Annotated in this window: 16 protein-coding genes; 1 reads left to right on the top strand and 15 read right to left on the bottom strand. The window is 43.8% G+C overall.

Annotated features, from left to right (window positions below; genetic code table 11):
• The 4 genes from KZ771_RS14250 to cysD all read right to left on the bottom strand — a co-directional run bounded on the left by KZ771_RS14250 (position 1) and on the right by cysD (position 4,841).
• Entirely contained in the window at positions 1-1,806 is a 1,806-nt protein-coding gene (locus KZ771_RS14250; protein ID WP_365996492.1) for an SLC13 family permease, read from the bottom strand.
• A gap of 87 nt (positions 1,807-1,893) precedes the next feature.
• The gene (locus tag KZ771_RS14245; protein WP_290571072.1) at positions 1,894-2,274 is read right to left on the bottom strand and encodes a GxxExxY protein; all 381 of its coding nucleotides are present in this window, start codon (positions 2,272-2,274) and stop codon (positions 1,894-1,896) included.
• A 243-nt stretch (positions 2,275-2,517) separates the two neighbouring features.
• Positions 2,518-3,933 carry a sulfate adenylyltransferase subunit CysN gene (gene cysN / locus KZ771_RS14240; protein ID WP_290571070.1) on the bottom strand — a complete coding sequence of 472 codons (1,416 nt, stop codon included), beginning with the start codon at positions 3,931-3,933 and terminating at the stop codon, positions 2,518-2,520.
• Entirely contained in the window at positions 3,933-4,841 is a 909-nt protein-coding gene (cysD, locus tag KZ771_RS14235) for a sulfate adenylyltransferase subunit CysD (RefSeq protein ID WP_290571068.1), read from the bottom strand. Before cysD ends, cysN begins: the two co-directional genes overlap by 1 nt.
• Before the next feature lie 173 nt (positions 4,842-5,014).
• Between cysD and KZ771_RS14230 the strand changes: the two genes are divergently transcribed.
• On the top strand, positions 5,015-6,949 hold the full coding sequence (locus KZ771_RS14230; protein WP_290571066.1) for a hypothetical protein: 1,935 nt from the start codon (positions 5,015-5,017) through the stop codon (positions 6,947-6,949).
• Here KZ771_RS14230 and KZ771_RS14225 read toward each other — a convergent pair.
• From KZ771_RS14225 to KZ771_RS14175, 11 genes are all read right to left on the bottom strand, one after another.
• Positions 6,937-8,085 carry a sulfotransferase gene (locus tag KZ771_RS14225; protein WP_290571064.1) on the bottom strand — a complete coding sequence of 383 codons (1,149 nt, stop codon included), beginning with the start codon at positions 8,083-8,085 and terminating at the stop codon, positions 6,937-6,939. The two genes, KZ771_RS14230 and KZ771_RS14225, sit on opposite strands and share 13 nt — an antisense overlap.
• Before the next feature lie 30 nt (positions 8,086-8,115).
• On the bottom strand, positions 8,116-9,366 hold the full coding sequence (locus KZ771_RS14220) for a glycosyltransferase family 4 protein (protein WP_290571062.1): 1,251 nt from the start codon (positions 9,364-9,366) through the stop codon (positions 8,116-8,118).
• Positions 9,359-10,885, bottom strand: coding sequence for a glycosyltransferase (locus KZ771_RS14215; RefSeq protein WP_290653996.1), 1,527 nt, complete (start codon positions 10,883-10,885; stop codon positions 9,359-9,361). Before KZ771_RS14215 ends, KZ771_RS14220 begins: the two co-directional genes overlap by 8 nt.
• Entirely contained in the window at positions 10,882-11,340 is a 459-nt protein-coding gene (locus KZ771_RS14210; protein WP_290571058.1) for an adenylyltransferase/cytidyltransferase family protein, read from the bottom strand. Before KZ771_RS14210 ends, KZ771_RS14215 begins: the two co-directional genes overlap by 4 nt.
• A gap of 6 nt (positions 11,341-11,346) precedes the next feature.
• On the bottom strand, positions 11,347-12,780 hold the full coding sequence (locus tag KZ771_RS14205; RefSeq protein ID WP_290571056.1) for a LicD family protein: 1,434 nt from the start codon (positions 12,778-12,780) through the stop codon (positions 11,347-11,349).
• 537 nt (positions 12,781-13,317) lie between these two features.
• Positions 13,318-14,049, bottom strand: a complete 732-nt coding sequence (locus KZ771_RS14200) for a hypothetical protein (protein ID WP_290571054.1) — start codon at positions 14,047-14,049, stop codon at positions 13,318-13,320.
• 31 nt (positions 14,050-14,080) lie between these two features.
• The gene (locus tag KZ771_RS14195; RefSeq protein ID WP_290653995.1) at positions 14,081-15,043 is read right to left on the bottom strand and encodes a hypothetical protein; all 963 of its coding nucleotides are present in this window, start codon (positions 15,041-15,043) and stop codon (positions 14,081-14,083) included.
• A 16-nt stretch (positions 15,044-15,059) separates the two neighbouring features.
• Positions 15,060-15,797, bottom strand: a complete 738-nt coding sequence (locus KZ771_RS14190; protein ID WP_290653994.1) for a sulfotransferase family 2 domain-containing protein — start codon at positions 15,795-15,797, stop codon at positions 15,060-15,062.
• A gap of 76 nt (positions 15,798-15,873) precedes the next feature.
• Positions 15,874-18,636 carry a glycosyltransferase gene (locus KZ771_RS14185; RefSeq protein ID WP_290653993.1) on the bottom strand — a complete coding sequence of 921 codons (2,763 nt, stop codon included), beginning with the start codon at positions 18,634-18,636 and terminating at the stop codon, positions 15,874-15,876.
• Between the two features lie 19 nt (positions 18,637-18,655).
• Positions 18,656-19,669 carry a hypothetical protein gene (locus KZ771_RS14180; RefSeq protein WP_290653992.1) on the bottom strand — a complete coding sequence of 338 codons (1,014 nt, stop codon included), beginning with the start codon at positions 19,667-19,669 and terminating at the stop codon, positions 18,656-18,658.
• Between the two features lie 27 nt (positions 19,670-19,696).
• Entirely contained in the window at positions 19,697-20,338 is a 642-nt protein-coding gene (locus KZ771_RS14175; RefSeq protein WP_290653991.1) for a hypothetical protein, read from the bottom strand.
• Positions 20,339-20,366 lie beyond the last annotated feature (28 nt).

The following is a 20,366-nucleotide window of genomic DNA, read 5'->3' as shown; positions in this document are numbered from 1 at the left end:
TTAGGTCGTTGATAATGGAAAAACTAACCAGATTCCCAGCAACGTAAGTAAAATATACACCACCGCCACCGGTACACCGCTGAATAAAAAGTGTTTTAACCGATAGTTGCTGGCGTTAAATACCATGAGGTTGGTTTGGTAACCATAAGGCGTAATAAAGCTTGCGGATGCTGCAAAGGCAACTCCCAGAATAATCGGGAAAGGATCCACGCCCATACCCTGCGACAAGCTATAGGCAACCGGGAACATCAGTGCCGCGGCCGCATTGTTAGTAATCACTTCAGTTAACAGGTAAGTAATCAAGAATACACCGGCTAACAACACAAAAGGTGTGTGCCCAGCTAAGCTATCCCGAGCAAAATCGGCTATCGCTGCTGATGCACCGGTATTGGTCAATGCCTCTGCAATACACAAAGCGCTGGTCACGATGACCCAGATTTCGACCGGGAACCGACGCTTAATTTCGTTGACGTTTAAGCAGCCACTGAACAACAACGCACCCAATAAAAACAATACGCCGTAAAATAGCGACGCTCCGGTTGCAACGGTTGCCGCAATCATCGTTAAAAAACCATACAAGGTGAGCTTTTCGCGCCAGCCACTGAGCATGTTCTCGGGTTCTACCCCGCTAAGTACGTAAAAGTTTTTACTTAAGTTAGTCCGCGAGGCAAAGTCCGGGCCGGTGGCGAGTAATAAAAAGTCCCCCGCTTGCAGGGTGACTTCGCCTAATTTGCCGCTAATTTTGCCACCGTCACGCCGAATCGCCACCACCGCTGCATCAAAACGCGCCCGAAAGCCGGTCGACTTTAACGTGCGCCCGGTCAGCACCGACTCTTCTTTGATGATCACTTCGGTAAGCTGGTGTGTTTCCAGGCCATTGTCATCCGCAAACAGTTTTAAACCATCAAACTGGTTAAGCGTTTTTACCTTGCTGATATCGCCACTAAACAGCAATTTATCGCCCGCTTGCAAAACATCGTAACGTGCCACTGGGCGTAATATCTCATGGCCACCTTGGCGCACAATCTCCGCCAAAAACAAATCTTCTAAGTGCCGCAACCCGGCTTCGTCGACGTGTTTGCCCACTAAAGGCGAGTCTTCGCTTAGCTCGGCTTCGACATAATATTCAGTGGTTTCTTTGGTATCGTTAGTATGATGGGGTAAAAAGCGGCTAACGATATATAAAGTGATTAAACCGCCGGTTAAAACGATCGCACCCACTAAAGTAAAGTCAAAAAATTGAAAACCCGCATGGCCTGTATCGGTGAACATGGAGTTGACAATCAGGTTGGTGGAGGTGCCGATTAACGTCAGGGTTCCGCCCATGATCGAAGCATAGGATAACGGAATTAATAGCCGCGACGCTGCCACTTTTTTGTTATTGCGCACGGCGTTTAGCAGCGCCGCCACAACCGCGGTGTTATTCAGCACCGACGAGGCCAACGCACTGAGACCCATGGTGCGCCAAACACTGGCGTGTTCGGAATCGGTAAACAAGAAGCGGCTAACTTTGCGCAACAGGCCGGTTTTTTCTAGCGCAAACGAGATTAGGATCAGCATGATCAACGTCGCCAGCCCCGGATTAGCGGCATTGGCCAGTAGCTCGTCGGCATTAATCCAACCTGCCGCCAAGGTCACCAACATCGCCCCACCAAAAATTTTGGCGCTATGCTGCTGGTAGCGAATCAGCATCGCCACCATCACAAGCAACAACCCAGTTAGCGCGACAATATCTAGCATTTTAATCCTTTGTGTAAAGACTAAACATTGAAACGCAGAGAGCACAGAGGACACAGAGAAAAACATTTAAAAGTAAAATCTCGTTGTTAAGGGTTTTGTATTTCCCTTAAAAATCTTTTCTCTGCGCCCTCTGTGCTCTCTGCGTTTCAGTGTTTAATGTTTAGTGTATATAACGCGTTCTACGCCTTCGGTTAGGCGTTTTACATTAAAATTGATGAGTAATCCGAGTTGCAAGCCGGATAACCTTAAATACGTTACCAGTTGCGCTTTGTGTATGGGAAGTAATTTAGTCACGGCCTTTAGTTCAACAATAACCTGTTGGTTCACTAACAAATCAATGCGCATTCCGTTATCGCAGCTGATTTCTTTGTAATAAATTGGCTGCATTACCTCTTGCGCAACAAGTAACTGTCGCTGTTGCAACTCATAAAACATGCATCGCTGATACACTGACTCTAACAAGCCCGGCCCTAATTCACGATGCACCTCAATCGCCGCCCCAATAATCGTATGCGTTAACTCCCGACTTTCCATGTCATTGGCTCCGTTATAAAAGAGCCAGTAACCATAGACCAAATACCGACAGTTTGCTGAAAACCCTAAACACTAAACATTGAAACACAGAGGGCACAGAGAACACAGAGAAAACATTTAAAAGTAAAACCCCATTGTTCAGGGTTTTGTCTTTCCCTTAAGAAGTCTTTTCTCTGCGCCCTCTGTGCTCTCTGCGTTTCAGTGTTTAAGTGTTTAAGTAGCAAACGTGCGTCAGGACGCACGCTACTTTAACAGGTCTTTGGCGCCCCAGTGTGGGAAGTGTTTGCGCACGAGTGCGTTCAGTTCTAATTCGAACTCGCTGTAGTCGCCGCGGCTATCATCACCTTCGTCAGACGACAAGGCTTCGTCGACCATACCCGCACCAACGGTTACGTTAGTCATACGGTCAATGATGATAAACGCACCGGTTTCTTTGTGGCTCTGATACGCATCAAATACCACCGGATCATGCACATGCACGTCAACCAAACCAATTTCGTTCAGCTCCAACTTACCGGCTTCTTTTTCTTTCAACGTATTCACGTCGATTTGATGATGAATATCCGTCACTTCGCCACGGGTAAACTTGGAATTAAACTTAATGTAATACTCACGATGCAAGTCCATCGGCTTTTCGTGCATCCAGACGACTTTCGCACGCATACGGTTAGACACATGCGGTAAGTTGTCCTTACGCACAATCATATCGCCGCGACTAATATCAATTTCGTCGTTCAGCGTCAGCGTCACCGCCATCGGCGCGTGAGCTTCTTCTAACTCACCGTCAAAGGTCACAATCGATTTAATCGTCGAGATCTTGCCTGAAGGCAGCGCACGAACGGTGTCACCCACGTTCACCGAGCCCGAGGTAATGGTGCCCTGAAAACCACGGAAATCCGAATTCGGACGACAGACCAACTGTACCGGCATGCGGAAATCTTCGGTATCTTGCGGCTGATCAATTTCAGCGTTTTCCAGGTATTCCATCAGCGTCGAGCCACGGAACCAGTCCAGCTTGTCGCTGCGGTTAACGACGTTATCGCCTTTCAAAGCTGAAATCGGCACAAAGCGAATATCGGGAATATCTAACGATCCCGCCAGCTTCAAATAGTCATCCTGGATCTGCTTATAAACGTCCTGCGAGTAATCCACCAGATCCATTTTGTTAATCGCGACCACCACGTGCTTAATGCCCAATAAAGAACAAATATAGCTATGGCGACGAGTCTGCGTCTGTACGCCCTGGCTGGCATCAATCAGAATCACCGCCAAATCACAGGTTGACGCACCGGTAGCCATGTTACGAGTGTACTGCTCATGCCCCGGGGTATCGGCGATAATAAACTTACGCTTATCGGTGGAGAAGTAACGGTACGCGACGTCGATGGTAATGCCCTGCTCGCGTTCAGACTGCAAGCCGTCAACCAACAGCGCTAAATCGACTTCGTCGCCCTGGGTACCGGATTTTTTCGAGTCTTCAGTGATGGCGGCCAACTGGTCTTCAAAGATCATTTTGCTGTCGTGCAGCAAACGACCAATCAAGGTGCTTTTACCGTCATCCACGCTGCCGCAGGTGATAAAACGCAGCAGCTCTTTGTTTTCGTGTTGCTCTAAATAAGCAAGAATGTCTTGTTCGATTAAAGGCGATGCGTGGCTCATTAGAAATACCCTTCCATTTTTTTCTTCTCCATAGAACCCGCGCTATCGTGGTCGATAACCCGGCCCTGACGCTCTGAGGTTTTAGTCAGCAACATTTCCTGAATAATTTCAGGCAGGGTGGCTGCATCAGACTCCACTGCACCGGTTAACGGGTAGCAGCCCAGGGTACGGAAGCGCACCATCTTCATCTCCGGCGTTTCGCCTTCTTCTAACGGCATGCGGTCATCATCGACCATAATCAAGGTGCCGTCACGCTCAACCACTGGGCGCTCTTTGGCCAGGTAAAGCTGAGGAATATCGATGTTTTCTAAATAGATGTACTGCCAGATATCCAGCTCGGTCCAGTTCGACAGCGGGAATACACGAATGCTCTCGCCCTTATCGACCTTGCCGTTATAAATATTCCACAGTTCAGGGCGCTGGTTTTTCGGATCCCAGCGGTGGTTTTTATCACGGAACGAATAAACACGTTCTTTCGCCCGCGACTTTTCTTCGTCGCGACGGGCGCCACCAAAGGCCGCATCAAATTTGTATTTATTCAATGCCTGCTTCAGCGCCTGGGTTTTCATCACATCAGTGTGCTTAGCACTGCCGTGACTGAACGGCCCGATGTCTTGCTCAACGCCTTCCTGATTAATGTATTCAATCAGTTCAAAGTCGTATTTTTCGGCCATGCGATCGCGAAACTCAATCATCTCGCGGAACTTCCAGGTGGTGTTCACGTGCATCAGCGGGAACGGAATTTTACCGGGGTAAAATGCCTTACGGGCCAGGTGCAATAACACGGAGGAATCCTTACCTACCGAGTACAGCATCACCGGGTTATCAAACTCCGCCGCAACCTCGCGGAAGATCTGAATCGACTCGTTTTCCAGAGCCTTCAAATGGGTTAATCGTTTCTCGTTCATGAGCATCCAATTTGCCTGTTGTAAAATAAATCGTTTATTTGGTTACTAGCTTATAACGTACCATTGTATAAGATGTTTTACTGATCTTCGACCCTTAAATAAATTTTGCAACAATTGACATCCCAAGTTTTCAGCAGGCTTAATAGAGTTATTAAATAACAAGGAACTTCACTATGCAATTTATATGGAAGGCAGAGTTGCCAGACTACGAAGGGTTCGAGTTGAACTCTCTCAACCAAACCTTTAATGACGAAATCAACGAATTGCTGCAACAGTCGGAAGGAAAGGAGTTTTCGGTACAGGAATTTTCAAAAGGCCAGGACTTCGCTACTTCAAACATCGTCGAGTTTGATTTTGATAAGCTAGCAGGCGCCGATCAAAAAGGACTAAAAAAAGTTGGTTCAAGATGGTACCGCTGGACTTTTGCGGTGTTTAGCACATTGCGCAAGCAATCAAACAGCGACAGTGCGGTTAACATTCCGCTGCCTAAAGTGACATTTAACGACCAAGACCTGCAATTTTATGTTAAAGACGTAACAACACGTTTTACTCGCTACGAGCGTAAGCGCTTCTGGCTGTTTAGAATCGAACTCAATAATCAACAACAACTATCGACGACTAACGTAGATGAAATCTTCGCGCTGCAACGCCAACTCGCAGAGGTTTTAAACAAACAATTTACAACAATTAAAACCGCACGCTTTATCGTTACCGACAAATTTGAGGACTATAAAGAGGTTCTTCAGGTAATGAATCCTGCGCCTATTTTGTCTCGGACTGAATTTGACAGCTTGGAGGAGTCCACTATCCCTTCCGATAAGGTTATCGGACCTGACTATCAGCGCCATTACCGCAAATACTACTGGGGACAAGAAAGATGGCGCGCTACTAGTCACACCTGCTCACCCATCATTGTTGATGAGCACGCAAAGCCACATAAAGACGATATTGAAGTTCATGTACGTGAGTTGCAGACGCTTTACGTCATTGATAATAACACCCAACTCGCTGACGGGCACTACAGCATTTCTAAAAGCAGTTCATCAACCAACAAAGAACTTCACCCGGAACGCAGTGGCTTTATCGATCGATATCACACAGAGCAACTATTTTTTATTCGTGGCAGTCACTACGAGAAAAATCTCGCCCCACTTTACCGTAAGATAGAATTTCTTAACCGAGTTTCTGCTTTTATGAAAGACCACTGGGTTAAAATACGCTCTCTTTATGCTGTAACCCCAAAATTTGCAACGCTCGGTAATAACCTGTCCGCGCGTATCATGTTTTTTCTGTTGGAAGTTAACGCTCACTTACTTGGCATGTTTACCAAAGTTAAGTTTGACTTTTCCTCACTTGACCAGAAGCTGTCAGAAGAACTTGAGCGCCCGATGTTTAACATCGAACAAAACCGAGGAACCGAAGACGAACTCCGCTATTACCGGTTTTTAACGCAAACGGCCCGGAAATCTTACGATGTTTACCACAACAAATTAAGTATGGCAGAAGAGTACTCCGATCGGATTGACGCGAACATTCAAAAGCTCCATGCCGACTTTGATTCAAAAAGTAACATGGTGCTGCAAACGTTAGTGTTTATCTTTTCTGCAATATTTGTTTTGTGGGGCGCTTACGAGGTTTGGCTGGATAAAATCTTCAGCGATATTAATTATCAAACACTAACAACCATTGGCTATTTTTTAAGTTGGTCAGGTGGTGGCTTATTGACACTCTTTGGCTTGTACCTCATCACTTCGAAGTTCTTCTTAGCCTCTACCTCATTTAGTTTCGATAATACTGCAAGAGCACTTATTCGACAGTGGTTATGCACATCAGCCGACTGCTCTGTCGACAAAAAATCTACCGACCAGCTGCGTGCGCTCATTCGTCATGATATCCGAACATCTCCATTTGTGTCCGATACGATTGAAAAGTCTTTACAACTTTGCACATTAGGCATAATCGGTGTTTCAACGAATAACTTAGCGGAGAGTGATGTCGAGCACATGCTCGACACCATCGATGAAATTATACCAAGTAAAAAAATGGAAACCCGCAGCCCATTAAAGAATCGCTGGCAACGTTTTAAAGCAAGGTTTCACAAAAAATAATGTTCATCTAAGCTGTAGCCCTGATTTTTCATTTCAGGGCCGCAGATTTTTAGAAACACGGATTTTTGTTCTGCCGTCCAGTCAAGTTTATCTAAGTCAACTGCAGCCTTAAAGTCAGAGCTTTGTTGAGGGCTCTGTTGTTTTAAGTAAGCTGACATACGTTTTTGCTGCGCAGAGGTTAACGCTAACCAGTTGCCAATCGTATTGGTGGTCTCCTCCGGCGCTCGTGCAACCAATAACTGCTCAACTCTATAAAACCAGTCCTGATGCTTCATCGCAACGCTAACAGATTGCTTTGCAGCGTTCCATAAACGTAGGCTTTGGCGCCACTGTTTACAATGCCCTTCAAACGAAACATCAGGGAACTTTTTAAGACGTGATATTACGTTTTCTAGACCACGCCGTTGGCAATAAATAATCTTTGCTTCTGGATAGGCTTTCAACATAAGCCACAGCGCATTAATATTTGGCCCCCCGGGGGTTTTATCCAGCACTAAATCCTTGCCATAAAACTGCTCATGTATGCCCCTAATCATCAGCACCGTATTCATTTGAATATCAGCAGCATTAAGTTGATTTATTAAGGTGCCTTCATTGTTATAAGCTGGACTTTTGATTAATGCTTGCTGACTATAACTGTCAATTTGTGCCATCATATCAGCTAAATGCGCTTCGCCATGTACCTTGTGGTTAAATGCTCTTTGCAAAGCATTACCCATTGCCGTTGTGCCACTACGAGGCGACCCGGTAACAAAAATAGCCTGTGTTGGTTTAGACGTTTTTGCCACAGCAACTGAAAACAAGACTTGTTGTTCTCCGTTGGGCTGTTGGTGTATTACGGTAAAACTGTAGCGCTCATTAGTTACGGTAAGTTCTGGCAATAGCACTTTAAAAGCTGCAAGTTCATCCTTAGCGTTAACCGTTTTCTCGTAATCAAGCATTCCAGAGTCGATCGGTTTGTTATGGCTCACCACAAAAAATCGGTCATCACGCTTTAATTGTTTACGCGTGTACTCAAATCCCCCCAACTCATAATTTCCACTGTGATCGTCTGGCGTTAAATATCCTGCGACAGGAAACCGCAAACGCAATTGGCCTTTAACCTCGGGGTTTCTTACTACAAGGTACTGATGCATTATGACTCGCTATTTTTACCAAAATACAATTTAATCAAGATACAACGGAAGATGCTCTTTTAACGACTGTTCAACGGTTAAAGGGGGGGTGATATTTTCCCTTAATTGACTCTGCAACTCTGGCTCAGTCACCACACGCTCAATGGTCTGAGCTAGTGCCGTTGGGCTAGCAACCCGAAACTGTAAACCGGTATGTTGATGCTTTACTTTTTCAGCCATACCGCCAATGTTGCTAACAATCAGCGGTACTTTCGCGGCAAAAGCTTCTTGAATTACCATAGGTGAATTTTCCCACCAAGTTGATGGCACCACAACCCAATCCATATGCAGCAAAATTTGTGACATTTCGCTTGGTTCGTAAGCTCCCATAAAGCTGACGCAATGTTTTACCGGCAACATCAATTTTTTCAAGCGTCTTTTAAATTCCCCATGTTGATGCTCTAGGTTTGCTCCATGAATTTCTAAGTGAACCTTTTCACGAATTGCATCCGGCAATAATGCTAACGCTTTTAATAGTATATCAATACCTTTAACGGGGTTAAGCTGACCAAAGTAGCCCAGTGTTACACGGTTTGATTGAGGCTTAACGCTTGGTATAGCGTGCTTAACCGCATATTGTCCATTTTCAATGACGGCGATTTTTTCTTTTGCCAGTCCCCATTCGATATAGCGATTCGCTAAAAACTCAGAAGGAGCAACAAAACTATCGACATGAGCAAACTGTTGTTTGATGTAGTGTTCTCGCAATAAAAAGTCACCCGGGTCATATTCATTAAAACACTGATGACAATCCCGCGGAGAGGCTTCATAACACAAGGTGCCGTTGGTTTTAATCATTTGCCCGTGTTGGTGGCAAATGGCTAAATATTCATGCAACGTCAGTACAATTTTTGCTTTAGGCAGCTCATTACGGATGACTTGAAACAATTCAATGCCCATTAAAAAGTAATGATGGCAATGCACGACATCCGGTTTAATGAGTTGCAACAACTCAGCAAAGTCTTGCCACAAATGACGCGTTTTTATGTTGGTATACGAAAAGCCATCATCCATTTGCGTATGAAATAAGATCTCACGGCCCTCGTTTTCGCCCTTTCCACGATGAGAAAAAGCCGCGCCTCCGTGAGGAGCCAACTGTGTACGCGCTAGAAAGTAAGCATCAATGCCACACTCACGCAACATTAAAAACATACGGTAGGCGGCAATTTCTGCCCCGCCCTTATTAAAGTCAGGGTGCCCATGAGCAATAATCAACACGCGTTTGCCTAATAATTCACGCATGTTCAGACTCCCAACCCTGATTAAACTTCTGCTCCAAATCGGCTAATTGTGCGCCCCACTTTTGTTGTTGATAGCAGGCATTAGCAAAGCTTAATTTTTGCTTCCAGTTATCGTCACTAACTAAACGCTGTGATAAGCGTTCTAAGTGGAACAACGTCACCACACCAGAGACGTAATTTTGATAGCCCAACGCCGCGACTGATAAGCACAAATCAGAATCCTCAAAATCACCAATCACATAATGACGATCAAAACCACCTACTTGCTCAAACAGCTCACGACGCATCAGCATACAAGCACCGGTCGTTAATAACGACTTACGTAACGAAGGTAAACTGACCAACGCCAAAGGTACTCCTTTATGCGGATGGTGGTTTAGCGTTATCCCCGGCGCATTTGGTTCTTGCGTAAATACCATGCCACAGTGCTGAATCGATTCATCTTCATACAGCAATGTTGCACCTAGCACACCCGCATCCGACGTCGATTCATACTGTTTGCATAGCACATCTAACCAGCCCGCTGAACGTGGAATAATGTCTGAATTAAGCAACAACAGCAACTCGCCTTGTGCATAAGCAGCACCATGATTATTGGCACTGCCAAACCCAACATTAGTATCCATAAAAACAACACTAAATGGTTGCGGAAAGGTTTTCGCTAAACCATGCGCAGTGACAGCAACTTCATGCTCCAGTTCTGGATCATCTAATACATAAATCAGTTCAACATTTTGCATCGCTGTGTCTGCAGCAAATGCCGATAATTGATAGCGCATAAAGTCATAGCGTCCGTACAAGGGTATAATTACCGACACTTTGGGTCTACCGGGAGACTCGCCATAGCGCACGATGCGACTTTTAGCCTGCTGCAGATGCTGTTTCCAGACATCCTGTAGTTTGGGTAATATCTCTTGTTGGCAGGTTTTTACCCAGTTGCTTTGGTTTACTTGCATATTGGCCACTAGGACCTTAACTTTTTCAGCATGTTTAGACAGAGGGCGCTTAGGTAAGCTTGCACCCGCGGTGGCAATATCATCGACATTAATGTCATGCTCAGCCAAAAAACGAACCGCTGCAGATTGTTCACTACTCACATGACGAACCAATTGTGCGGGTGTGTTGGTTTGCTGATAGCGATGCGACGCCAACACTAATTCTCGGTCACCCAATACCAATTTAATCTGCACTAGATTAAGTTCAGGTGCTTTAGCATAAACAATAAATCCGCACACATCCGTTTGTTGTTGCAATGAAAACTGTGCCGCCACATCATCGCGGGAATAGCTAAATACGTGGCTGGTTAATAGGCTGTTTTGATTAAAAACTCGCAACTCATCAGGCTTTAAGTTGGTCTTTTTCATCCATCCGAGCAGCACCAGCGTTGTACTGTTGCCTCGACCATTGACCAGCGCAAAGTCGACATTAATGAAGGCGTCTTTTGTTGCCGATTGTTTGCCAAGTCTTTTTTTTAATACGCGTTTAAAGCGTTTTAATAGCATTACTGCTTGCGATTTCATAAAAGCTCTTCTATCAGTCGGTTTAAATGTTCAGCCACGTTTCGCACTTCGTGCAAGCGTTCTTCTTTTAGCTTGACAAATATTTGCTTAATTTCTGTGGTCGACGTTTCCGGTGTGCGCGGTAAATAAACCACTTGGCAAAGTTCTTCAAGGTCATCAAATTTACCTGACCAGTCATCGCCCATCGCAAAAATATCAGCTCTTTCACGCACAATATCGTCGCGTTTTTGTTCCCAGTTTTGCTCGGGAAAAACCGCATCAACGTATTGCGTTGCAAGCAAAATTTCCTTTCGATGCTCGTAAGGAAACACCACCGACTTGCCTTTTAATTCATTAAAGGCGTCGGTAGACAAACCAATCACGAGGCGGTCACCTAATTTTCGGAGCCTTTTTAAAAGTCTAACATGACCCACATGAAACAAATCAAAGGTTCCGTATGTAATGACGGTTTTCATAATCTTTTATTGTTCTCCGTCGTCAAGCGACCAAGGCCACTCATGGAAAGCATCCGGTGTAGACCAACCATCACCGTAGCGCTCCTGTAAAAACGCTTCGGGTTTATGTGGTATAGCAAAGTGTTCACCATAAAAAACGAGTTCGCTTTGTTCAGCCAAGATATCCGTTGCAATACCACGCACCTTCATTTTTTCCATATGTAACATTGTCTGGCCGTCTTGTTGCCAAAAAGGAAAAACATCCAGCACAAAACCGGTTACCGTGTCACGTATATGCCGGTTTAAATTGCGGTTTTCTGCCCCAATTCGGTAGCCTTTTTGGCGCATCTGTTGGCACAGTTTGTTCATCTGATGCTCAGCTTGAACTTTATTACTTGCTTCAACACCCACTAAAATATCAACATCATCATCGTGTGGAATAAACCCATGGTCACGTACTGCGCCTAACAAGGTACCGTAAGCAAGCATTGGCTCAAAACCGAGTGACTTTAAATCGGTCATGATCTTTTTCATTGTGCTGACCGTGCGCTGAGGATCTGTCATCAACTTACTTTGTGGTGCAACACCATGTTTAGTGATCATAACTTGTGGTAGAGCAAGCTGGTTGCGTATTTCATTGATGTTAGCTTCCAGCTCTTTTACACGTCGTTTAGAGCCTAATAATAACGCAAACTCTTTGGGGTTAATCCGGTGACGACTAAACCAAGCAGAAGATAATAAGTGCGCTAAAATCCGCAGTTCCAAGTTATCATCGACCACAGAACCAGACCACAATCGTGTGGCTTGCATAAACGGTAAAATATCGGCAACGGGTCGCATTTTACCCTCAGCGAGTTGCTTGTCTAACTGTGTTACCATGTCCCGCAATAACTTCACCCGATTATACCCCCTGCGGGACAGCGGGAATAACGCTCGTAATGGGGCTGTCAATGACTGCTTTATTTCACTGATCTCACGATGGTAAATCACTGTCGTTGACCCGGTTACCCGCTCTGCAGAGACCTGTAGTTGATCACTCCGTTTACCCCATTGGTCAGGGCGATTATGCACAATGATTTGTTTAATATCCAAAGGGAATTTGAAGTTGACTTGCCACCACGGCGTGATTTCAGCCTTGGTATGAAATTTTTCGTGTCGTAGCAAGCGTGTCGGATCTGCCCCTTCACGACAACTACTAACAACAACCTCATCAATGTGTTGTAGCTGGCAATTATTACCGTCCGCTAAAACCAGCGTAATCCCCATGAGGTTTAAGAAATCGCGTTGCGCCCCCATTCGTGTTAAACGAACACTAGACAAACGCTCATTCACATTCAGTGTTAACGCAATTGACTGTTCACCACCAAAGTAACCTAGACTAGGGAGTAGTTCCGAAATTTCTGGGCGGGCAAGGCCGAGATGATTGACAATTTTTTTTATCGCGCGAAGTAATATCGTCATTGAGGCTATCAATAATCCTTTAAAATTTTTTGACTGTGGCCTTAAGTACTTAGCTGACCTAACAAAAAGTAGAGGTACCATTCCCAAACAGCACAATGACTGTCACTAATGTGTCATGATACCTTTTTTGGGGTGTTGTTAAAAAGGATAAGTAAGAAATTACTCAGTACAGCAGTGTAAAAGATTTGACTCGAATTTCGTAGCTTCAACTGAAAACTGAAACAATCATAGCGGTGTTTCTATTGAGTAGTTTAGCCCAGACTCTACGCGTAACTAGCCGCACACATTAGCCATAGAGTTTTTCTAGGGCAGATGAATTTCATCTGCTATTTTACCAGCCCTGGTAATTGACACTACATACATCATGCTACCTGCTTGTAGATTAAACTTGATGATACCCAATAATTTTAAAGCATGGCTGAATACGTATGATTCAAGTTACGATTACCTTCAACTCTTAACTATTGATTTAATTCGGGTTATTTAATCTCTATTACCACGCGAGTTTAATTTATACTGGACGATAATCAGACTGTTTTAGAGTGTGTTTTTGAGAGTTTTCACATACTCTACGTAGCCATAAGTTTCTGCTAACGCTATAAGCTTTTCAAGAACCATAGGCGACATTTTCTTTAAAGTCTCTTTTGATAAAATTCGCTCATGCTGAGCTATGCCCCACTTCTGAGCAGAAGTATTAGATGATGGGATTTTTAAGGCCTCTTCAATTAATTCATTATCATGCACTCCACAAGCTGCCAAAAAACCTCTGAGACTTTCCTTATTATCGATATTAACAAATGTTTGTGGGTTAGCTTGCTCGCATAATTTATACCAATAAATTATGCTTATAGCAGCCCGATCAAATTCATTTTCAAATTCATTTATGTCCACACCGAATGCGTTATATATATGCCATCTTCTAAACTTAAAGGAATTTACCGCTCTATTCTCTCTTACACAGCTTGGTAGCGCTGAAAATGGATTTCTTATGAATATAAAGTTAAATTCAAAGCTTGTGTAATGGCCACTATGTCTATCTCCATAAGGGTAAACCCAATCACTTACTGCAAACATCCAACTGACCGCCCCGTCAGCTCTCACTCTCTCATGCCCAACTTGTAGACCTGCAGCAGAAAGGACTTTAGATAAATAACCTGAGCCAAAGCGAGGGTGCCCAACCCCTAATAGCCTCTTTTTATCGAAGGGAGGAGTTCGATACTTTATATCTGTTAAACTTAATGGCGTTTTTTCAATTTTAGTTGACTTCATAGGTCTTACTTTTTTAAATTCAGGTTTTAAATTACTTTATCAAAGAATGTAACTTTAAATATTCAGCGTTTTGATAACCTCTAACCGAGTGCCCCATCCACACATCCATCATACTGCCAACGTCAATAGCCATTCCTCCAGCCTTTTTTATTTCTGTACAGTATATCTTCCCGAGTATTCCAGCTGCGACAAAAAAAAGTTTACCTTTCAAGTCAGATTGCCTTATCGAAATTAATATTTTTTGAAAGACTCCTGGAAAATGGTGTTCTTCTGGAGTCCCACCAACATTTAATGCCTGAGGTGGAATTATGTAGTTAAATCCTTTTTTGACACCGCAATATTGGTGAAGAGCAGCTAAACTTTCTACATAACAGCTTATAACTGATACATTACCTGCAGCTTTTACTAAATCGCAAAAAAAATCTGATACTAATTTGTGTGAATGACACGAAGCTAAGTTAACTTCCTTAACCCTTTTATCTTCATCATTAATACTTTTAATCAAAAAGTCTCTAGTTGACAGAACACCACACATTCCTCTTACGTCGGTTTCCGCAGATATAACACTTAAAGATTTTATCGCCTTTTCAACTTGATTATCCGTATGTACACCAAGAAAATCAGCAGAAACGAAAGCCTCTGCAATTTTTTGGCTTATGTTTTTAAAATCTTCAGTTTTATATTTCACCCTGCCAAACATTAATCGCCAAATGCGGTCCATGCAGAACTTCGCCAAGATATTGAATTTATCTTCATACTTTTTATAAAATAAACAATTGCCCTCTCCATCTCCCATTCGCACGTAAGAGAAAGGCGTGTTACTTTCAATTTTTATTAGCAATTTTTGACGTAGCAAGTGTGCATGATTATCTGTAATATATTCTAAATAAGAGTTTTCACTACCTTTATAAGTTATTAAGTCTGCTATTGAAATATAATCAAACTTTTCTACGTACGATTTAAATTGAGAGTCTACTATACTTTTATCATGCATAATTTTTTCTTTTTATTTAAAACCTTGAAACTAATTCTTGATGCAGTGTTAGATCACTCAAATTTTCTTCATTTAGTTTTTCGTACGTCTCATCACCAACTTTCGCGCGTATCTCCTCGAGCTTTTCTTCCAACGACGACTTATAACTCCGCGAGGTGTTATGCGCTTTTGGTTTAAGCGCTATATTGTTAAAGCCGTCATTGCGTAGCTGTTGCTCAAGTTTTGCTATTGAATCATTAAAATGTTCAACGACACCGACGAAATAGAGGTTCTCTAGTGCGAATTTAGCATTATCTAGTGCAGTTTTGTTGGGGTCTTGTCGATACTGGGATAGACGAGATGTATGGAAGTTTTGACACTGCCCATCATTAGGTATTGCTATACGAATTTCAACATAACCTTTTAAATCAGTATTCCTTGCGATTACTGCACCGACCGAATTACCGGGTTGTTTTGTTTCAAAGGAATAAGCTGACGCAATCCGGTCAATAGGATGTCTGATAAACAACACAGGTAAAACACGCACACCATCGATTTGAGGGGGTGGCAATTGAGCCGTATGCGAAGAGAAGCACTTCGCTTGTGGATTATCTATAATCCATTGCTTTACCTGTTCCTGATTCTGACGGCGATTAGCTGGGAATTCTTTAGTAACCCACTCGCCCTTTTCTTCACTAAAGTTTTCTTTAAAAGCCGCATCCAACGATGTACCCGCATTTTTAAAGAGGTGATAATGAAAAATAACTGTTCTCATCTACGCAATCCTAGGTGGCTCATATAACAAGGGCGTCATGGAGTGACGCCCTTACAACAGTGATTATACTAGCACACTAGGTGCGTGCATACACACCAACACTAGCAAAGATCTCTGCAAATTGTTTCAGGCCATGCTCGTAAGAGAATTTTTCTTTTACCAGTGTCGCTGAATTATCTGCAAACTGTTGCCACAGTGTTTCATCGTCATATAATTTGATAATAGCATCAACCCACTCTTCAGGCTTCTGTGCTATTAACGTAGAAACAGCATGGGTTAAGCCCGTGCCTTCGGCAGCAACTTCGGTTAATACCGTTGGCGTTCCGTAAGCCATGGCCTCAAGCACCTTGCCTTTAATGCCAGCGCCTGAAAGCAGTGGTGCGACAAAAATTCGATGCTGTAAAAATACATCATCAAGATCTTCGGCAAAACCAACCATTTTAACGTTTTCTGCCTCAAGTTCTTCGAACGCCTCCGGCATATTAGAACCATAAACGTATAGCGTAATATCCGGGCGCTTTTTCGCTAGCAGTGGCATCACTTTTTCAGCAATGTACTCCACCGCATCAATGTTTGGCATGTGGCTGTATCCGCCTAAGAACGAAATACCTTCACGGGCTGCCATATTCGGGCCTTTAGGCTTTTCTTGTAACACCCACGGAGTAACGTGCAATTTATCCGCTTCTAAAATGTGTGATGTAATCACGGCATGTTCGGTGGTGTTGTAGCACAACACCGCATCGGCTTGCTGGCAAATCTTCAATTCCCGATTACGCGTATCAATCGCTTGTTCTAAGGCCCGCTGTTTTTCCTCATCAGAAAGCCCCGCGTCGGCATTTAACGCAGCGCGTAGCTCTCGTAAAAAGTGTAAGTCCGCATTGTTAAATAACACCGGCAAATCAGGTGCCATTTGCTTAATTTGCGGCAGACATTTTTCTGCGACCGTATACCGGGTAATATATACCGCATCAAATTCCCACACGCGGCGTTCCAACACATCATTAACACTGGTATAAAAAGGGGCAAACAAAACTTCGACGCCCATCCGCTGCAAGTCAACCGTAGTAGCGCCTAAATAGGCCAGGTTGTCGCATATAAAGGTCACCTTGAAACCCAAACCTTGCATCAGTTTGATTTCTTCGATTGCCGCATACGCTCCTGCTGCATCTGAGGCACGGGGTGCTGTATAGTCAATCACCAAGATTCGTTGATTGATCGCACGATCTTTTTCTTTGTTTAAGAACTGACCTTCTTTACCATTATGAGCAAACGCTTTAGCCCATTTTTGCGCGAATTTCTTTTTGTTAACTTCTTGATAGCGTTTTACGCCTTTTTTAACATCGCGCCCATGCGACATCCCTTCAAAGTGAAACACTTCTGACTGCGGTGCGTAAACCACGCGATAGCCGGCTTCACGTACTTTGAAAGCAATATCAGTATCTTCAAAGTAGGCGGGCTCTAAGTAACTGCTAAAACCGCCGACTTCTTCCCAAACCGTCCGTTTTACACACAGCGAGGCGCCACTGACATAATCGGCATCACGGAGGTAGTCATATTCTGGGTTACGAGGGTTATCACCGTTACCAACATTCCACGGGATACCGTTGTCCCAAATGATGCCGCCTGCCTCTTGCAGTGTTCCGTCTTGGTTTAATAATTTACTACCGGTAACACCAACCTTGTTTTGCTTGAATGGTGCAATCAGCTCTTCTAACCAAAAGGATGTTACTTCTGTGTCATTGTTCAAAAATAACAGGTATTCACCCTTGGCATGTTTAGCAGCGTTGTTACAGCTTTTTAAGAACATCATGTTTTCTTCGTTGTGCACAGCTCGCACGTTTTTAATGATGTCCTCTACTTCGGTGGTTTCGTCAGTAGAACAATCGTCAGCAACGATAACCTCGTATGGGGTGCGGTCAAACGCAAGAATAATTGATGCAATGGTGTGGTAGGTAATCGCAAATTTGTTGTATGCCGGAATGATAATGCTCACAACCGGCTTATCAACACGTGGCAGCTCCAGTTTTGGAAACTTTTTCCGTTTTTCCCATCCTTCTACAACAACCGAATGTGCGGTTTTGAGGTTACTCAGCTGTTCAGTATTAATATCCGTATCCAGCCAAAGTTTTAACGCTTCGTAACGATATTGAGCTTGTGCTGGTAGACCAATCAGACCGGCAGTTTTATGGGCATCACGAAGATACTCGGGCGGCGTCAAAGTAAATGGAAAGCGCAGTCGTCCTTCCCAAAGCAGTTCCTTTTGCCCTTCAATGCCTATAGATATCAACCGTGGGACGTTGTCCACTAAGTTTTTTGGCACAGCTAAATGAAGGGAATGAACACCCGGCTGAATATGTACGGCTTGCTTATGATGAAATTCACCGTCTACGCTCATTGCGATATTCACATGCTGATCGACACCATGTGAATGCACCTCGAAATGAATGTTAAAGCTATTAGCATCCATAAAGCGTGCTTTTACCATCGGTTGGCTTAACTCGATGGGATAGGTTTTTGCTTGAATATCGGTGCCGTCGATATTGCGCAATGTCAGCTCAAAGGCGCCATAGCCTAATAGATGCTCTTTTATAGGAACGCGAAAAAAATGCTCTCCGTTACCCAGCCCAGCCTGTTCAAGATCTTCACGATAACTATCGGCGGTGGCTTCAGCAACAACTTGGCCGTCAACTTCTATATAAAAGTCTACGTGTTCATCGGGCTGGGTAGGGTTAAAGACCCACCCTGATACAAAACCATTGTCATAGTTTTCAATCATCCCTTTGATTGGTTGGCTGACTTTTTTCCCATCAGCCTTTTTACTTCCTTTTATAAACTTCATAAAACGCTACCCACTAAATTTAAACGATTTCTACGGAATTAAACGCAACGCCTAACAAGCGTTTGTCATTGGATGTACCTAATTGCTCTGGCGAGATGGTTTTGGCCAATTTCAATTTAACCTGTGTCGAGCCAGATTTTTCTTGTTTCTCGAGGGCACTGGTTAACACGATGGTATTACCTTCATACGCTGTCTCATGTGGCAGCTCTTTACCGTCAACCTCTATTTTTAACGCTTTGAGAACATCACCATCTACGGTACTAAACAGCCGTATTTTTAGCGTTTTCTTGTTATCTCGACTAACCGGCAATAAAAAAGTATTTACGGCTTCTGGACCTGTCCAGCGATAGGGTTTGTTATCTTTATTCTTTTCCAGCGAATAAAAATTATCTGCTTCTTCAAAGTGAGAGGCGTCCAACAGTAATGTATCTTTAAACTTCATTACGTTACTGTCAGAAGCGCTACTACTAAGCTCGGCAGGTGCTTTCACCTCTGCCTTATCAGCCGCTACAATATTCTCTAACGCCGTGGCACTGACATTAAGACGCGCTAAGCTACTGGTTAAGTGTTGTATTACAATTTCTAAGTGTTGATGAGGGTTAGCAGCTTCTTCTATGGCAGCAAACAACTCTTCGTTTAGGCGTTGTTGTTCAACTTTAATGGCGGCCAATGTTTCTTTTGTATCTTGAGCTAACGCGCCTTTACCTGCTGCAGCGAAATCTTCGTGTACGCGAACAACAAAAGCATCTCCCTGCATGTCATTGTCTTGCGGATCTTTTAGGGTAAAGGTGTACTCACCTGCAGTGGCAGTTAGTTCGCGCACGGGGATTTTAAAGGCATGTTGGCCATTACCCATACCGGCTTCTTTAAGATCATCGCGTTTAATGTCGGCTGCACTCTCGGTAAATAATTGGCCATTAACATAAACTTTAATCGATAAGCTTTTTTCTGGCTTAGATTTGTCAAATGCCCAACCAATTAAATTACCATTTTGGTAGCGTTCAATGTGAAATGCCGCGGTGCTTTTTGTCATTGTTTTGCCCTGTCGTTATATTTTTTATTACCAAATAAAGATCGAATGCAGTGCAATCCCTAGCTGCCGCTTATCCTTACTACCTTCAACCTCTGCGGGAGACTTTGTATAAGGCAACGTTATAGCGAGTTGCGTGTAATGTCCACTGCTGGAGCGCGCCAATCGCGCGGTAATTTCAGTAAAATTGCCTTTTTTTACTGCCGTTTCTAGCTGCTTGCCATCGGCTGTTATCGCCAATTTTTGGGCTATTCCTGAATCGATCGTTTTTAATAGCTTTAGTTTGACCTGACGTGCGCGTGAACGATCAATAGCAACGTTTAACTGTAAATGCTTTTGTTTACCCAACCAGCCATACTCACGCCCTTTACCGTCTTTTTCGACTTTATAAATCGCTGGTGAAAACACGATATCCCGTGCACCTAGCTTGATTTGTCGGTAAAGCTTTTGGGGCTGCTGCGAAGGCGGTGTAATTTTCAGTTTTAATTGGTCAAAGCGCTGTGCTGATTGCAATAATTGTTGGTTAGCAAAATCGACCAGCGAAGCCAGCGCGGTTTGTTGTGCCTGACCCACACTTTGGTGTTGCTCAAATTGCTGCAATAAGGCTTGCGCTTGCTGATCTATTTCGCCTTGCAGTGTATCGGCCACGATTTGGCGACTGGCTTGTTTCATGTTTCTGTCCCTGAAATGATGCCTAATT

The organism is Idiomarina sp. (genome assembly GCF_019431395.1).
Taxonomy (GTDB): Bacteria; Pseudomonadota; Gammaproteobacteria; order Enterobacterales; family Alteromonadaceae; genus Idiomarina.
This window is presented reverse-complemented; position numbering and strand designations above follow the sequence as displayed.

Coding starts and splice junctions, on each gene's coding strand:
- KZ771_RS14175 (WP_290653991.1), bottom strand. CDS start 20,338: ATGAAACAAGCCAGTCGCCAAATCGTGGCCGATACACTGCAAGGCGAA.
- KZ771_RS14230 (WP_290571066.1), top strand. CDS start 5,015: ATGCAATTTATATGGAAGGCAGAGTTGCCAGACTACGAAGGGTTCGAG.
- KZ771_RS14195 (WP_290653995.1), bottom strand. CDS start 15,043: ATGCATGATAAAAGTATAGTAGACTCTCAATTTAAATCGTACGTAGAA.
- KZ771_RS14205 (WP_290571056.1), bottom strand. CDS start 12,780: ATGACGATATTACTTCGCGCGATAAAAAAAATTGTCAATCATCTCGGC.
- KZ771_RS14180 (WP_290653992.1), bottom strand. CDS start 19,669: ATGACAAAAAGCACCGCGGCATTTCACATTGAACGCTACCAAAATGGT.
- KZ771_RS14225 (WP_290571064.1), bottom strand. CDS start 8,085: ATGCATCAGTACCTTGTAGTAAGAAACCCCGAGGTTAAAGGCCAATTG.
- cysN (WP_290571070.1), bottom strand. CDS start 3,933: ATGAGCCACGCATCGCCTTTAATCGAACAAGACATTCTTGCTTATTTA.
- KZ771_RS14190 (WP_290653994.1), bottom strand. CDS start 15,797: ATGAGAACAGTTATTTTTCATTATCACCTCTTTAAAAATGCGGGTACA.
- KZ771_RS14200 (WP_290571054.1), bottom strand. CDS start 14,049: ATGAAGTCAACTAAAATTGAAAAAACGCCATTAAGTTTAACAGATATA.
- KZ771_RS14220 (WP_290571062.1), bottom strand. CDS start 9,366: ATGCGTGAATTATTAGGCAAACGCGTGTTGATTATTGCTCATGGGCAC.
- cysD (WP_290571068.1), bottom strand. CDS start 4,841: ATGAACGAGAAACGATTAACCCATTTGAAGGCTCTGGAAAACGAGTCG.
- KZ771_RS14245 (WP_290571072.1), bottom strand. CDS start 2,274: ATGGAAAGTCGGGAGTTAACGCATACGATTATTGGGGCGGCGATTGAG.
- KZ771_RS14250 (WP_365996492.1), bottom strand. CDS start 1,806: ATGTTTTTCTCTGTGTCCTCTGTGCTCTCTGCGTTTCAATGTTTAGTC.
- KZ771_RS14185 (WP_290653993.1), bottom strand. CDS start 18,636: ATGAAGTTTATAAAAGGAAGTAAAAAGGCTGATGGGAAAAAAGTCAGC.
- KZ771_RS14215 (WP_290653996.1), bottom strand. CDS start 10,885: ATGAAATCGCAAGCAGTAATGCTATTAAAACGCTTTAAACGCGTATTA.
- KZ771_RS14210 (WP_290571058.1), bottom strand. CDS start 11,340: ATGAAAACCGTCATTACATACGGAACCTTTGATTTGTTTCATGTGGGT.